The following is a 13,915-nucleotide window of genomic DNA, read 5'->3' on the forward strand; positions in this document are numbered from 1 at the left end:
TCATGAGTCTTGCCCAGGAGATCAACCGTGTTGTCGCGCCCTTTGAGGTCATCAGCGAATTCAAGCCGGCAGGTGACCAGCCGGCCGCCATCGCGGAGCTGACCGAACGGATCAACAACGGCGAAAAAGACGTCGTGCTGCTCGGCGCCACCGGTACGGGCAAGAGTGCCACCACCGCTTGGTTGATCGAAAAGGTCCAGAGGCCCACTTTGGTGATGGTTCAGAACAAGACCCTCGCCGCGCAGCTCGCGAACGAGTTCCGGGAGCTGCTGCCCAACAACGCGGTGGAGTACTTCGTGTCGTACTACGACTACTACCAGCCCGAAGCCTACGTTCCGCAGACGGATACCTTCATCGAAAAGGACTCCTCCGTGAATGAGGAAGTCGAGCGGCTGCGGCACTCGGCCACCAACGCGCTGCTGACCCGCAGGGATGTCATCGTTGTGGCTACCGTGTCCTGCATCTACGGCCTCGGTACGCCGGAGGAGTACATCGCCGGGATGGTCACGCTCACCAAGGGCGCCGAGATGAACCGGGACCATCTCCTGCGCAAATTCGTTTCGATGCAGTACACCCGCAACGACATGGACTTCCACCGCGGCACTTTCCGGGTGCGCGGAGACACCGTGGAAATTATCCCCATGTACGAAGAGCTGGCCCTGCGCATCGAGTTCTTCGGCGACGAGATCGAGAACATTTACACCTTGCATCCGGTCACGGGCGATGTCATCCGCGAGGAAACCGAGATGTACATCTTCCCGGCTTCGCATTATGTCGCGGGACCTGAGCGCATGTCCCGCGCCATCACCGCCATCGAAGACGAGCTCGCGGAGCGGCTCAAAGTCCTCGAAGGCCAAAACAAACTGGTGGAGGCCCAGAGGCTGCGCATGCGCACCACCTACGACCTCGAGATGATGCAGCAGATGGGTTTCTGCAACGGGATCGAGAACTACTCACGCCACATCGATGGCCGCGGCTCCGGCACCGCGCCGCACTGCCTCATCGACTACTTCCCCGACGACTTCCTTCTGGTCATCGACGAATCCCACGTGACGGTTCCACAGATCGGCGCCATGTACGAGGGCGACATGTCGCGAAAGCGCACCCTCGTGGACCATGGCTTCCGGCTTCCTTCCGCCATGGACAACAGGCCCCTCAAATGGGATGAATTCCTGGAGCGAGTGGGCCAGACCGTCTATCTCTCCGCGACCCCTGGCAAGTACGAGCTCGGCAAGGCCGACGGTTTCGTCCAGCAGATCATTCGCCCCACCGGCTTGATCGACCCCGAAATCATCGTGAAGCCGACCAAGGGCCAGATCGACGACCTCCTCGGTGAGATCCGGTCCCGGGTGGAGCGCGACGAACGCGTCCTGGTCACCACGCTGACCAAGCGCATGGCCGAGGACCTCACCGACTACCTCCTGGGCCACGGGGTCAAGGTTCAATACCTGCACTCCGACGTCGACACCCTTAGGCGCGTTGAACTGCTCCGCGAACTCCGCATGGGCAGCTTCGACGTCCTGGTGGGCATCAACCTGCTCCGCGAAGGCCTCGACCTCCCTGAAGTGTCACTTGTCAGCATCCTCGACGCTGACAAGGAAGGCTTCCTGCGTTCTGCCACTTCGCTGATTCAGACCATCGGCCGCGCCGCCCGAAACGTCTCGGGACAGGTCCACATGTACGCCGACCGGATCACCGACTCGATGGCCAAGGCCATCGAGGAAACCAACCGCCGCCGCGAAATCCAGGTCAAGTACAACACCGACAACGGTGTGGACCCCCAGCCGCTGCGCAAGAAAATCGCTGACATCACCGACCAACTTGCGCGCGAAGACGCCGATACCCGTGAGCTTCTTGCGGCGACCAGCAAGAGCGGCCGGACCGGAAAGGGCAAGGGCGCCACGAAGGTCCGGCAAGACGGCCTGGCCGCGGCCCCGGCGGAAGACCTGGTGGGACTGATCGAACAGCTGACCGAGCAGATGCACGCAGCTGCCGCCGAACTGCAGTTTGAGATCGCTGCACGGATCCGTGACGAAGTCGGCGAGCTCAAGCGCGAACTCCGCCAAATGCAGTCTGCCGGACACGCCTAGGGTAAAGTTGAGGCTACGTAGGGGAGTATCCCAAGCGCTACGTCCGTCAACACGCAAGGCATAGATGCCTCGCCGGGCATAGCGGATCGCCGTATTGGCGTTGTTTGCCTTCAGGCACGCAGACGCAGGCAGGTCGGAGAGACTTACGCCGTTTTGGCGTACCTGCGAAAGGCATCTTGATGCAACTCCCCGCTTGGTTTGAGATCGGCTCATTCGTCGTTCTCGGAATCATCCTCCTTGTAGACCTCCTGTTGGTCGTCAAGCGTCCGCATGAACCCTCCATGAAGGAAGCCGGCCTGTGGGTTGCGTTCTACGTCACCCTCGCTTTGGTGTTTGCTGGAGCGATGTTCGCCTTTGCCGGCCCCGAGCAGGGCAGCCAGTTCATCGCCGGTTGGGTGACCGAATACAGCCTGAGTATCGACAACCTCTTTGTCTTCATCATCATCATGGCGCGCTTCTCGGTGCCCCGTAAGTACCAGCAAGAAGTGCTGATGGTAGGCATCATCATTGCCCTGGTCCTGCGTGGCATCTTCATTGCCCTTGGCGCGGTGGTGATTGAGCAGTTCAGCTGGGTCTTCTACATCTTTGGCGCATTCCTGCTGTGGACTGCCTGGAAACAGGCCACGGACGACGGCGAAGACGAAGAAGAAACCTCCGAGAATCCCGTTATTGCCCGCATCCGCAAGGTTGTCCCGATGTCGGAGAAGTTCGACGGCGGCAAGCTGCGCACCACGGTTGGCGGCAAGAAGCTCTTCACCCCCATGCTGATCGTGTTCGTGACCATCGGCATGACGGACCTCCTGTTCGCGGTGGACTCCATTCCGGCCATCTTCGGGTTGACCCAGAGCGCGTTCATCGTCTTCACTGCCAACATCTTCGCCCTCATGGGCCTGCGCCAGCTGTACTTCCTGCTCGGCGGCCTCATGAACCGCCTGATCTACCTCAAGCACGCACTGTCGGTCATCCTTGCGTTCATCGGCGTCAAGCTGGTGCTGCACGCAATGCACGTCAACGAACTGCCCTTCATCAACGGCGGACACCATATTGAATGGGCTCCCGAGATCCCCACCTATGTGTCTCTGGCAGTCATCATCGGCACTATCGTGGTGGCGGTAGTCGCGAGCCTCCTGAGTCCGGCCGCCATCAAGTCCAAGCTGGACGCCCGGCTCGAGGAAGATTCCCGCAAGAGCATGCACAAGGTCTCCGGCCACTAACGCGGGTCGCCGCGGTGCGCGGCGGACCACAGCTGAACCCCGGTCACCACTGTGGCCGGGGTTCAGCTCTTGCCGCGCACCATTCCCAAGAGACGGTTGAAGATTCCCTCGCCGTCTTCGCCGATAGCATCGTGGTGGAAGTCCCCGGTGGTCCAGGCCTGCAGTCCGCGCACAGCGGCTGCGGTCTCCATGGATAGCTCGAAGTCCACATAGATGTCGTCGCGATACACCGCAGCCGCCACGGGTACCGTGTTCGCGGCCAGCCGGGCCACATCGTAAAGAGGTTTCCAGTCCTGCTTGCCGGCCAAACGGGCGGCCACGTCCTGCAAGGGCACCAAGGCCGGATCCTGCTCGAAATACCAGGGGTAGACCATCTCGCCTGTCAGGAGCGGCTCCGCGGCCTCGGGCTGGAACTCCGGGAATTCCGCAAGCACGCGCCAAGCCGCCCAGTCCGTGGCTTGCTCTTGGCCGTAGATGGCCTCGTGCAGGACCGCGTACAGGGGATTCGATGCCCGGGATACGAGTCCGTGGACTTGCTCCAGGAAGGCGTCAGAAAGCCGCTCTCCATCCGCGGAGGGTACAAAGGCGTCCTCCAGGAGGGTGTGCAGGGCATCCACGCGGGTGTTCCCGCCCAGGAACGATCCCACCAGTTGGAAGCGCTCCGCGGTCAGGCGCTCTCCACTGGGCAGCCGCTCCTTCGTGGCGTCCAGATGCCGCGCGATACGGGTCACCATCTCGCGGTCCTCCGGATACCAGGCGAAGTACTCCGCGTTCCGTTCCGCGACCCGCTGGAACGTGGCCCGGTAGACGCGCTCGGCCGGGCCGTCCAACGGCGCAAGCCCTCCCGTGATGAGCACTTCGCGAAGGCCTTCCGGAGCGAAGGAAAGGTAGGTCAGTGCGCAGAAACCGCCGAAGCTCTGGCCAAGAACGGTCCACGGTTCCGAGCCCAAGGTTTTCCGGATGAGTTCGGCGTCAGCCACGATCGAGTCGGCCCGGAAATGCGCCAGGTAGTCTGCCTGAGCCTCGGCATCGCCTCGGAGCGGCAGCGTGTTGCGGTCCGCTGGCGTGGACAGGCCCGTGCCGCGTTGGTCGAGCATCAGAATGCGGAAGCTTCTTGCGGCAGCCTTCATCCAGCCGGACAAGGACGTGGTCCGCGTTCCGCGTCCGCCCGGTCCGCCTTGGAGGTAGAGCAACCACGGCAGCCGGGCCGCGTCCTCAGCCGGGTGCTCGGCGGAGACGAACTCCCGGGCGAAGACGGCGATCGTCTCCGCGGCGCCATCACCGGGAGCTTCGCTCCCGGAAGGCCAGTGGTCGAGGGGCACCGTGAAGAAATGTTCGGTGGTCCGGACGCCACGGAATTCGTGACGTGCCCGGATGGTGTGTGCCGCGTGGCCAGCCATGCGTTCAGCCACGGGTCAAGACCTTGTCATCGCTGCCAAAGGCACCCAGGGCTTCTCCGGCAAGCCGGAAGGTGGACCAGCCGTCCATGGGCACGGCGCCGACGCTGCGATAGAAGTTAATGGACGGTTCGTTCCAGTCCAGGACGCTCCATTCCACCCTTGCGTAACCGCGTTCGACGGCGGTGGCGGCCAGATGCTGCAGGAGCGCCTTGCCGTGGCCCTCGCCGCGCGCATGGGGCGTGACGTAAAGGTCCTCAAGGTAGATGCCGTGGACACCTTCCCACGTGGAGTAGTTCAAGAACCACAAGGCGAAGCCCTGGACGTCTCCTGCCGCGTTTTCCGCCATGTGCGCGTACACCCGCGGATTCTCGCCGAACAGGGCAGCGGTCAGCATCTCCGGCGTGTTTTTCACGGCGTCGGGCTCTTTTTCGTAGACCGCGAGCTCGTGGATCATCTGCAGGATCGCGGGGACATCGGACACGGCGGCAGGGCGGATAACACTCATGATTCGAGCTTACTAGGAGCCTAGAGGCGGTTGACCGCGGTCACCCTGACCACGGCGGTACCGCTCTCGTCCGAGGCTTCCAGGTCCACTTCGGCGGAAATGCCCCAATCATGGTTGCGGGCGGGGTCGTCGAAGATTTGCCGCACACGCCAGATGCCAGGTTCCTCGGTGATCATGAGGAGGCCCGGGCCGCGGGCGTCGGGGCCGGTCCCGATGTCGTCGTGTTCGTCGAAATAGTCGTCCAGGACGTCCTCCCAGTGTTCCGCATCCCAGCCGCTGCCGGCGTCGAGCTCGCCCAAAGCGGCGGCATCCTCGTCCGCGAACAGCTCAACGCGCCGGAACATTTCGTTGCGGACCATAACCCGGAAGGCGCGGGTGTTGGACGTGAGCGACGGCGGCGGGGGAGGCGGGGCGTCGTGCGGCGTGGGGGCCGCCCCGGACGTGAGCTCCTCCCATTCGTCCAGTAGGCTGGAGTCGACTTGGCGGACCAGTTCGCCTAGCCACGCGATGAGGTCTTCAAGGTCTTCGCGCAGCGCGTCCTGCGGCACCGTTTGGCGCAAGGCCTTGAAGCCGTCTGCCAAATACCGCAACACAATGCCCTCGGAGCGGGCCAGTCCATAGAACTGGACGAATTCACCGAAGTTCATGGCGCGCTCGTACATATCGCGTACCACCGACTTGGGCGCGAGCTCAAAGTCGCCCACCCATGGAGCGGCCTTGCGGTAGACATCGAAAGCTTCGCCCAGGATCTCCGCGAGGGGCTGCGGGTAGCTGACCTCTTCGAGCATCGCCATGCGCTGGTCATAGTCGATGCCATCGGCCTTCATGGCGGCGATAGCCTCGCCGCGTGCCTTCTTTTGCTGCGCAGAGAGGATTTGGCGGGGTTTCTCGAGGGTTGCCTCGATCACGGACACAACGTCCAAAGCGTACGACGGCGACTCCGGGTCCAGGAGCTCCAGCGCCGCAAGCGCAAACGGCGAAAGCGGCTGGTTCAGTGCGAAGTTGGCTTGCAGGTGGACGGTCAAGCGAACGGATCGGCCTTCCTTCTCCTGCTCGGCTTCGGGAATGCGTTCCACCACTCCTGCGGCCAACAGCTCCCGGTAGATACCCAGGGCTTTCTTCATGAGCTGCAGTTGGGCGGACCGGGCCTCGTGGTTTTCGGTGAGGAGGCGGCGCGTGGCGGCGAACGGGTCGCCGGGACGTTCCATCAAGTTGAGCAACATCGCATGCGTCACCGTGAAACTCGAGGTCAACGGGTCCGGGACCGACTCCACCAAACGCGTGAAGGTGGGTTGCCCCCAGGAGACGAAGCCCTCGGGGGGCTTCTTTCGCACCACTTGCCGCAGTTTCTTCTGGTCGTCACCGAATTTCGCGGTGGCCTTGGCCATCGCCTTCGCGTTCTCCACCACGTGTTCGGGAGCCTGCACCACAACCGTTCCGGCGGTGTCATAGCCTGCGCGGCCCGCGCGGCCGGCGATCTGATGGAACTCGCGGGAGTTCAGCAAACGGGTGCGGACGCCGTCGTACTTGCTCAGGGCCGTCAGGAGGACGGTGCGGATGGGAACGTTGATTCCCACGCCGAGCGTGTCGGTACCGCAGATGACCTTCAGGAGTCCCGCCTGGGCCAATTGCTCCACGAGCCGCCGGTACTTGGGCAGCATGCCGGCGTGATGGACGCCGATGCCGTGGCGCACCAACCGGTTCAGGGTCTTGCCGAATCCGGCGGCGAACCTGAAGCCGGCAATCAGTTCGGCAATCTTGTCCTTTTCCTCGCGAGTGCACATGTTGACGCTCATGAGGTTTTGGGCGCGTTCGATCGCTTCGACCTGGCTGAAATGCACCACATAAACGGGAACCTGCTTGGTGCTCAGGAGTTCCTCGAGGGTTTCGTGGACGGGAGTTTCCTGGAAGTAATAGTGCAGGGGGATGGGGCGTTCGGCTGAGCTGACGGTGGTGGTTGACCGCCCGGTGAGTTCGGTCAGGCCGGTTTCGAACTGGCTGACGTCTCCCAACGTCGCTGACATCAGGAGGAACTGGGCCTGCGGGAGCTCCAGGAGCGGCACCTGCCAGGCCCAACCCCGCTGGGGATCTGAGTAGAAGTGGAACTCGTCCATGATGACCGTGCCGAGTTCGGCTCCCTTGCCTTCGCGCAGGGCGATGTTGGCGAGGATTTCGGCGGTGCAGCAGATGATGGGCGCGTCCTGGTTGACCCCTGAGTCGCCCGTGATCATGCCGACGTTCTCCGCTCCGAAGATCTCGCAGAGGGCGAAGAACTTCTCCGAGACCAAGGCCTTGATGGGGGCGGTGTAGTAGCTGCGCATTCCCCGGGACATGGCCTCGAAATGCGCCGCGATGGCTACCAGCGACTTTCCCGAGCCGGTGGGTGTAGCCAGGATGACATTGGAGCCGGATGCGAGTTCCATGATGGCTTCATCCTGCGCAGGGTACAGCTGCAGCCCGCGGCTCTCCGTCCACTCAACGAAGCGTGTGTAGATTTCGTCCGGGTCAACGCGTCCGTTGCCCGATCCGGCGTCGGAGGTTCCAGCGTTGGATGTTACCGGAAGCTGCTCAAGAAGTTTCATTGCCTTCCAGCTTAGTTCCCGAGGGGCGGTCGCCCCGCCGTGGCGGTGGAAAATTGGCGGGTCCCTCACCTGTCCTGGTCGGGATCTGGTGCTCACCGGTGGGGCGGGAGGAGACTTGGGAGTGTGTTTCGGTTGACCCCGGTCGCTCGATGGTGCCGGTGAGCCCGTAGTTTAGTTTGGTGGCGGAGGGCACAGTTTCTTGTCCGCGGGACCGTGGATTGTTGCTTCGAGCACGAATGTCAGATTTGTTGTTTATCCGTCCTCCCCGGAACACAGACACCTTTTCACAGGGGCGGCTTTGGAAGGTGATCCGCTATGGAGGTGATCCACCCGCGGTGCGCGGGTGTCGATGTTTCGAAGAAGGACGCGAAGGTCTGCGTCCGTGTCCAGGGCCGAGGGTCCAGGCCCACCAGGTCCACTGTCACGACCTGGGATTCGATGACCGCCCGGATCCTCGACCTGCGGGAGCACCTGGGTGTCCCCGGGAGACTGATGCTGCAGGCCCTCGTCGAGGGCGAGAATGACCCCGTCGCACTGGCAAACCTCGCCCAGCGCAGCTTGCGTTCGAAGATCCCCGAGCTCACCAAGGCGCTCAATGGCAGGTTCCATGACCACCACCGCTTCATGGCGGCCCTGTATCTGCACCGGATCGACGCTCACACCGCGGACATCAACGACCTCAGCGCCAGGATCGAAGAGGCGATCGCGCCCTTTCTCCTCGCCCGGGAGATCCTCGTGAGTATTCCGGGATTCAGCAGAACGGTCGCCGAGGTCTTCATCGCCGAAACGGGGGCTGACATGAGCGTCTTCCCCACTGCCGGGCACACACCTACTTCTCCGCGAAATACAGACGGATCACTGCCGGCACGGTCCGTCCAAAGCGCTCGTCGCATTGGAACACGCCATGCTCACCGCAGTCTGGCACATGCTCACCACAGGAGAGCTCTACCGGGATCCCGGACCTGACTATTTCGCCGGACGCGCCCCAGCCAAGACCAAGGCCCGCGCGATCGGACAGCTCGAGTCCCTGGGCTACCAAGTCATCCTCGAACCCCTGCAACAAGCCGGCTAAGAAACCACAACAGGCAATTTTCATGTCAGTGTGGAGAGGAAGAGACCACGGAGCCGGACGATGGAGACAGCAGTGAAATGGGATCCAGCCAAGTACGTCGAGTTCGGCAATCACCGCGACCGCCCGTTTTTTGACCTGACCTCGAGAATCCTGGCGGAAGATCCACGGCTCGTGGTGGATCTGGGCTGCGGTCCGGGGAACCTGACGGCGACCCTCCCGACGCGCTGGCCCGGTGCCGCCGTCGTCGGGCTGGACTCTTCTGCCGAGATGCTGGCGAAAGCCGAACTGCTCACCGCCGCACGGCCGGGTCTTTCGTTCGAGCGCGCCGACATCGCAGAGTGGACACCGGAAGCGGACACCGACGTCGTGGTCAGCAACGCGGCCCTGCAATGGGTGCCCGGACACCTGGCCATGCTCGCCGGGTGGCTGGACGCGCTGAAGCCCGGTGCGTGGTTTGCCCTGCAGGTCCCGGGAAACTTCGGTGCCCCCTCCCATGTACTCATGCGCGAGCTGGCCGGTTCGCCGGAATGGTCCGGAAGATTGTCCGGTGTGCTGCGTCACGACGACGCCGTCGGGGAACCAGCCGACTATCTCCGGATCATGCTCGACGCCGGATGCGACGCCGACGCCTGGGAAACCACCTACCAGCAACTCCTACCGGGACCCGACCCCGTGCTGCACTGGGTGCGGGGGACGGGTCTCCGTCCTGTGCTTGCCGCCCTTCCCGAGGGCGAAGCGGCCGCTTTCGAAAACCAGTACGCAGCCATGCTGCGAGAGGCCTATCCGACGGACCGGCACGGCACCGTGTTTCCCTTCCGCAGGATTTTCGCCGTGGCCAAAAAACGTGGCTAAGAAGGAGCGATTCCTGGCTCCGGAAGTACTGGAATTGCACCGAATACCAGTGTGATCTGAACTACAATGACAAGGCCATCGCGGGGCGGCATCGTGTGGAATCCGCCGCTCCGGAGACCAACGATTGGAGGCAAAGTGCTGGCATCCCTGCTGCTGCAGCGCCTAGCCCCCTACAAGACCCACGTACTGGCCATAGTTTTGCTGCAACTGGTCCAGATCGGAGCCACCCTCCTCCTACCCACCTTCAACGCCAAGATCGTCGACGACGGCCTTGTTGCCGGGAACAGCGAAGTGATACTGCGACTGGGCGGTTGGATGCTGCTCCTCGCAGTCGTTCAGGTGCTTGCTGCAGTGCTGACCGGCTACCTTGGCGCCATCGTCGCCATGAAGCTTGGCAGAGGGCTCCGGCAGGACCTTTTCGACAAGATCCATTCCCTCCCGGACCAGGACGTAGCGGCCTTCGGGCCCGCCAGCCTCGTGGTCAGGACCACCAACGACGTCCTGCAGCTGCAGAACATTACGGTGATCGTGTTTAGCATGCTGGTGGCAGCGCCGGTCATGGGCATAGGCGGCGTCATTCTGGCAGTCGAACAGGACGTGGCATTGTCGTGGATCGTTTTTGCGATCATTCCCGTGCTGCTGACCATCATGCTCTTGATCGTCCGCAAGCTCGTGCCGCTGTACCGCGAGGGCCAGGGCTTGCTGGACCGGATCAACAGCGTGCTTCGGGAACAGATCCTGGGCACCGCAGTCATCAGGGCCTTTGTCCGCCAACCATTTGAGATGAGACGGTTCGAGGCTGCCAATGACGCCCTGACAAACAACAATCTCCGTTCTGCCCGGATTATCGCGGCCATGCTTCCGCTCGTCATGATCGTCGTCAACCTGTCCTCGGCGGGGGTGGTCTGGCTCGGTGGCCACCGCATCATCCACGGCGACATGAAATTGGGTGCACTCACCGCATTCATCGCCTACATCATGCAAATCCTCCTCGCGATCATGATGGCCATGTATGTGCTGAGCATGGCTCCCCGTGCTTCCGTCAGCGCTGAACGCGTCACCGAAGTGCTCAACACTGAATCCGAATCGGCCCTGCCGGGAATCCTGGCCGGCGGGAGCACGGGAGGTCCTGAGCTGACGGGGGGCTTGAGCTTCAACAACGTCTCCTTCGCCTATCCGGGAGCCGAGGCGCCGGTGGTGGAAGGCATCTCTTTCGAAGCGGCCCCGGGAACCACGACGGCGGTGATCGGCTCCACGGGAAGCGGCAAGTCAACTATCGTCAGCCTTGTGCCAAGGCTCCTTGAGGCGACAAACGGAAGCATCTCCCTCGACGGCCAGGACATCGCGACGGTTCCCTTGGGTGCCTTGCGCAGCCGGCTCGCCGTCGTGCCCCAGGAGACATGGCTGTTCCGTGGAACCATCGCGGAAAATCTGCGGCTTTCGCTGCCGTCGGCAACGGATTCCCAATTGTGGCAAGCCCTCGAGACCGCGCAGGCAGAAGATTTCGTGGCCGAACTGCCCCAAGGTCTGGAAACCACCCTCTCCCAGAGCGGTGCCGGTCTCTCCGGCGGCCAGCGGCAGCGCTTGTGCATTGCCCGCGCAATCTTGCGCCCCGCATCCGTCTATTTGTTCGACGACAGTTTCTCAGCCCTGGACACGGCGACCGAGGCAAGGCTCCGGGCCGCACTCGAACCCGAACTGAGGGAGGCAACCGTCATCATCGTCGCCCAGAGGGTCAATACGGTGGTGTCGGCGGACCAGATACTCCTCATCGACCAGGGCCGTCTGGTGGCAAAGGGAACCCACGAGGAACTCCTCGTGTCCTCGGAGACCTACCGGGAGATCGTGGCGTCCCAGCTCGAAACGGAAGAAGCCGCGTGAGCGGCGATAGCGTGCACCGCGCCCCCACAGAGAAGCCGGCGCGGTCGCTTCTCCGCCTCGCGGGCTTGCTGAAGCCCGCGAGGGGAGTCATGACCACCGCGATTCTGTGCATCTGCGGTTTTGCAACGCTCAACGTCGCGGCCCCCAAGATACTGGGCGACGCCACGGACGTCATCGCAGCCACCGTCTTCGGCGCACCGTTCAACACCGGGCGATTTGTCATGCTGTTGCTCGTTGCTGCATCCATGTACGCGATCGCTTCGCTGCTCAGTTGGGCCCAGGGCCGGCTCAACGCCATCGCTGTCCAGAGGCTCGCGCACGACCTCCGGGAAGCGGTTGAAGCGAAATTGCATCGGCTTCCCGTTGCCTACTACGACGGCCGCTCCCGGGGAGATGTTCTCAGCCGTGCCACCAACGACCTCGACAACGTGGCACAAACCCTCAACCAACTCCTTGCGCAACTCCTGACCTCAGTGTTGATGGTCATCGGATCCCTGGGGATGATGCTGCTGCTTTCACCCTTGCTTGCCCTCGTGTCCCTGTTGGCTGTGCCGATATCGGCCCTCGCGTCAGTGGTGGTGACCCGGCGCTCGCAGAAGTACTTTGTCCGGCAGTGGGAAGCTACGGGGGACGTCAACTCCCTAGTGGAGGAGACTGCAACCGGCCACGAAACCATCAAGCTTTTCGGGGCGCAATCTGCGATGGCCGTCCGCTTCGCTGCCCACAACGACGGGCTCTATTCCGCGAGTTCCAAGGCACAGTTCGCATCCGGGTTGCTGATGCCCCTCATGGCTTTCGTCTCGAACGCCAGCTACGTGGGGGTTGCGATTGTGGGGGCGCTCCAGTTCCTTGCCGGCGCGATGAGTATCGGCGGGATCCAGGCGTTCATACAATTCAACCGGCTGTTTAGCCAGCCCTTAGGCCAGATCGGCGGCATGGCCCAGGTCCTGCAATCGTGCGCGGTTTCCGCCAGCAGGGTCTTCGAGTTGTTAGACGAGCCGGAACTGTCAACGGAAATCGGGACTGGCGTTCGCACCGAGGCTGGTTCGGTGATGGGGTCCGGCGGGCAGCCCGATGCGCAGTTCGATCTCCCTTCGGGAAGGATTTCCTTTGAACACATTGCTTTCAGCTACCGCGCCGACGCGCCACTGATCGAGGACCTGTCATTCCGCGTGGAGCCGGGACAAACGGTGGCCATTGTGGGACACACCGGCGCGGGGAAAACCACGTTGATCAGCCTCCTCATGCGTTTCCATGAACTCGGCTCCGGCAAGATCACCATTGACGGCGCGGATATTGCGGACATGGGACGTGATGCCCTCCGCCGCAACTTCGGTGTGGTCCTTCAAGATCCTTGGATTTTCACAGGAACCATCCGGGAGAACATCGAATACGGACGTCCAGGTGCCAGCGACGCTGACATCGTGGCCGCTGCCGAGGCAAGCCACGTGGACCACTTTGTCCGCTCGCTGCCGAACGGCTACTCCACCCTGCTCAGCAATGGAGGGGAACCGCTTAGCCAGGGCCAGAGGCAATTACTGAGCATCGCCCGTGCGCGGCTCTCCGGCCGCCCCATCCTGATCTTGGACGAAGCCACAAGCTCGGTGGATACCCGCACGGAAGTCCTCATCCGCCAGGCGATGCACAGATTGCGGAGCAACAAGACGTCGTTCGTCATCGCTCACCGCTTGTCCACCATCCGCGACGCTGATCTAATTCTCGTCATGGACCACGGACGGATTGTTGAACACGGCACCCATCATTCTCTGCTGGAGCTTGGCGGGCACTACGCCCGGTTGCACGACGCCCAATTTGCCGTCGGAGACGGCGAGTTGGCCGTGACGCCGGCACGGACCGCCAAACACCGCGGCGTCCAAGGGGAGAGTGAAGCCTCGTGAGCGGATCGCTCGAGTTTCCCGGTTCGTGGCGACCCAACCAGTCGAGCACCGTGGCGTTGTATGAGCAGCTTCGGCTCCGCATTATCGAGCTGGCTGACGCTGGTACCCTCCCCGTCGGGACCAAACTTCCGGCGGTGCGCAGCCTGGCTGGCGAGCTGGATGTCGCGCCCCACACCGTCGCCCGCGCGTATAAGGAACTTGAAGCGGCCGGAGTCGTGGCAACCCGCGGCCGGAACGGAACAGTGGTGTGCGCCCGGGACGACCGCTGGAGCGCCTTGGCTGCCGTCGCGGCGAACTACTCGGCCGCGGCAAAGGCGCAGGGCGCCAGTTTCGCCGAGGCAGTACAGCTTCTGGCGGCCGCCTATGACGCGGATTGATACCCGTCAGTAGCCCGCGGGAGCCCACATGGAAATTCGAAGAA

At 62.8% G+C, this 13,915-nt stretch carries 9 protein-coding genes and 1 pseudogene; 7 read left to right on the forward strand and 3 right to left on the reverse strand.

Annotation, left to right across the window (positions count from 1 at the left end):
• Nucleotides 1–2 precede the first annotated feature (2 nt).
• Nucleotides 3–2,090 carry an excinuclease ABC subunit UvrB gene (gene uvrB, locus OW521_RS21360; protein WP_268021491.1) on the forward strand — a complete coding sequence of 696 codons (2,088 nt, stop codon included), beginning with the start codon at nt 3–5 and terminating at the stop codon, nt 2,088–2,090.
• Nucleotides 2,091–2,269: 179 nt separating this feature from the next.
• The gene (locus OW521_RS21365; RefSeq protein ID WP_268021492.1) at nt 2,270–3,304 is read left to right on the forward strand and encodes a TerC family protein; all 1,035 of its coding nucleotides are present in this window, start codon (nt 2,270–2,272) and stop codon (nt 3,302–3,304) included.
• A 62-nt stretch (nt 3,305–3,366) separates the two neighbouring features.
• On the opposite strand, the gene OW521_RS21370 is transcribed toward OW521_RS21365, so the two are convergent.
• The 3 genes from OW521_RS21370 to OW521_RS21380 are packed head-to-tail and all read right to left on the reverse strand — an operon-like array spanning nt 3,367 to nt 7,791.
• The gene (locus tag OW521_RS21370) at nt 3,367–4,704 is read right to left on the reverse strand and encodes an alpha/beta fold hydrolase (RefSeq protein WP_268026040.1); all 1,338 of its coding nucleotides are present in this window, start codon (nt 4,702–4,704) and stop codon (nt 3,367–3,369) included.
• A 4-nt stretch (nt 4,705–4,708) separates the two neighbouring features.
• Nucleotides 4,709–5,209, reverse strand: a complete 501-nt coding sequence (locus tag OW521_RS21375) for a GNAT family N-acetyltransferase (protein WP_268021493.1) — start codon at nt 5,207–5,209, stop codon at nt 4,709–4,711.
• 20 nt (nt 5,210–5,229) lie between these two features.
• Nucleotides 5,230–7,791, reverse strand: a complete 2,562-nt coding sequence (locus OW521_RS21380) for a DEAD/DEAH box helicase (protein ID WP_268021494.1) — start codon at nt 7,789–7,791, stop codon at nt 5,230–5,232.
• Between the two features lie 315 nt (nt 7,792–8,106).
• On the opposite strand from OW521_RS21380, the pseudogene OW521_RS21385 reads away from it, so the two are divergent.
• The 5 genes and pseudogenes from OW521_RS21385 to OW521_RS21405 all read left to right on the forward strand — a co-directional run bounded on the left by OW521_RS21385 (nt 8,107) and on the right by OW521_RS21405 (nt 13,871).
• A pseudogene (locus tag OW521_RS21385) lies at nt 8,107–8,863 on the forward strand (hypothetical protein).
• A gap of 72 nt (nt 8,864–8,935) precedes the next feature.
• Nucleotides 8,936–9,715, forward strand: a complete 780-nt coding sequence (locus tag OW521_RS21390; protein WP_268021495.1) for a trans-aconitate 2-methyltransferase — start codon at nt 8,936–8,938, stop codon at nt 9,713–9,715.
• 135 nt (nt 9,716–9,850) lie between these two features.
• Nucleotides 9,851–11,596 (forward strand): ABC transporter ATP-binding protein, encoded by a 1,746-nt coding sequence (locus tag OW521_RS21395; RefSeq protein WP_268021496.1) that lies wholly within the window; start codon nt 9,851–9,853, stop codon nt 11,594–11,596.
• Between the two features lie 89 nt (nt 11,597–11,685).
• Entirely contained in the window at nt 11,686–13,494 is a 1,809-nt protein-coding gene (locus tag OW521_RS21400) for an ABC transporter ATP-binding protein (RefSeq protein WP_442781286.1), read from the forward strand.
• Entirely contained in the window at nt 13,491–13,871 is a 381-nt protein-coding gene (locus tag OW521_RS21405) for a GntR family transcriptional regulator (RefSeq protein WP_268021498.1), read from the forward strand. Before OW521_RS21400 ends, OW521_RS21405 begins: the two co-directional genes overlap by 4 nt.
• The last annotated feature ends 44 nt before the right edge of the window (nt 13,872–13,915 follow it).

This window comes from Arthrobacter sp. MMS18-M83 (assembly GCF_026683955.1).
GTDB lineage: Bacteria > Actinomycetota > Actinomycetes > Actinomycetales > Micrococcaceae > Arthrobacter.

Bases quoted from the DNA above. Each gene is read 5' to 3' on its own strand.
- OW521_RS21400 (WP_442781286.1), top strand. From the start codon at position 11,686: ATGACCACCGCGATTCTGTGCATCTGCGGTTTTGCAACGCTCAACGTC.
- OW521_RS21375 (WP_268021493.1), bottom strand. From the start codon at position 5,209: ATGAGTGTTATCCGCCCTGCCGCCGTGTCCGATGTCCCCGCGATCCTG.
- OW521_RS21380 (WP_268021494.1), bottom strand. From the start codon at position 7,791: ATGAAACTTCTTGAGCAGCTTCCGGTAACATCCAACGCTGGAACCTCC.
- OW521_RS21370 (WP_268026040.1), bottom strand. From the start codon at position 4,704: ATGGCTGGCCACGCGGCACACACCATCCGGGCACGTCACGAATTCCGT.
- uvrB (WP_268021491.1), top strand. From the start codon at position 3: ATGAGTCTTGCCCAGGAGATCAACCGTGTTGTCGCGCCCTTTGAGGTC.
- OW521_RS21365 (WP_268021492.1), top strand. From the start codon at position 2,270: ATGCAACTCCCCGCTTGGTTTGAGATCGGCTCATTCGTCGTTCTCGGA.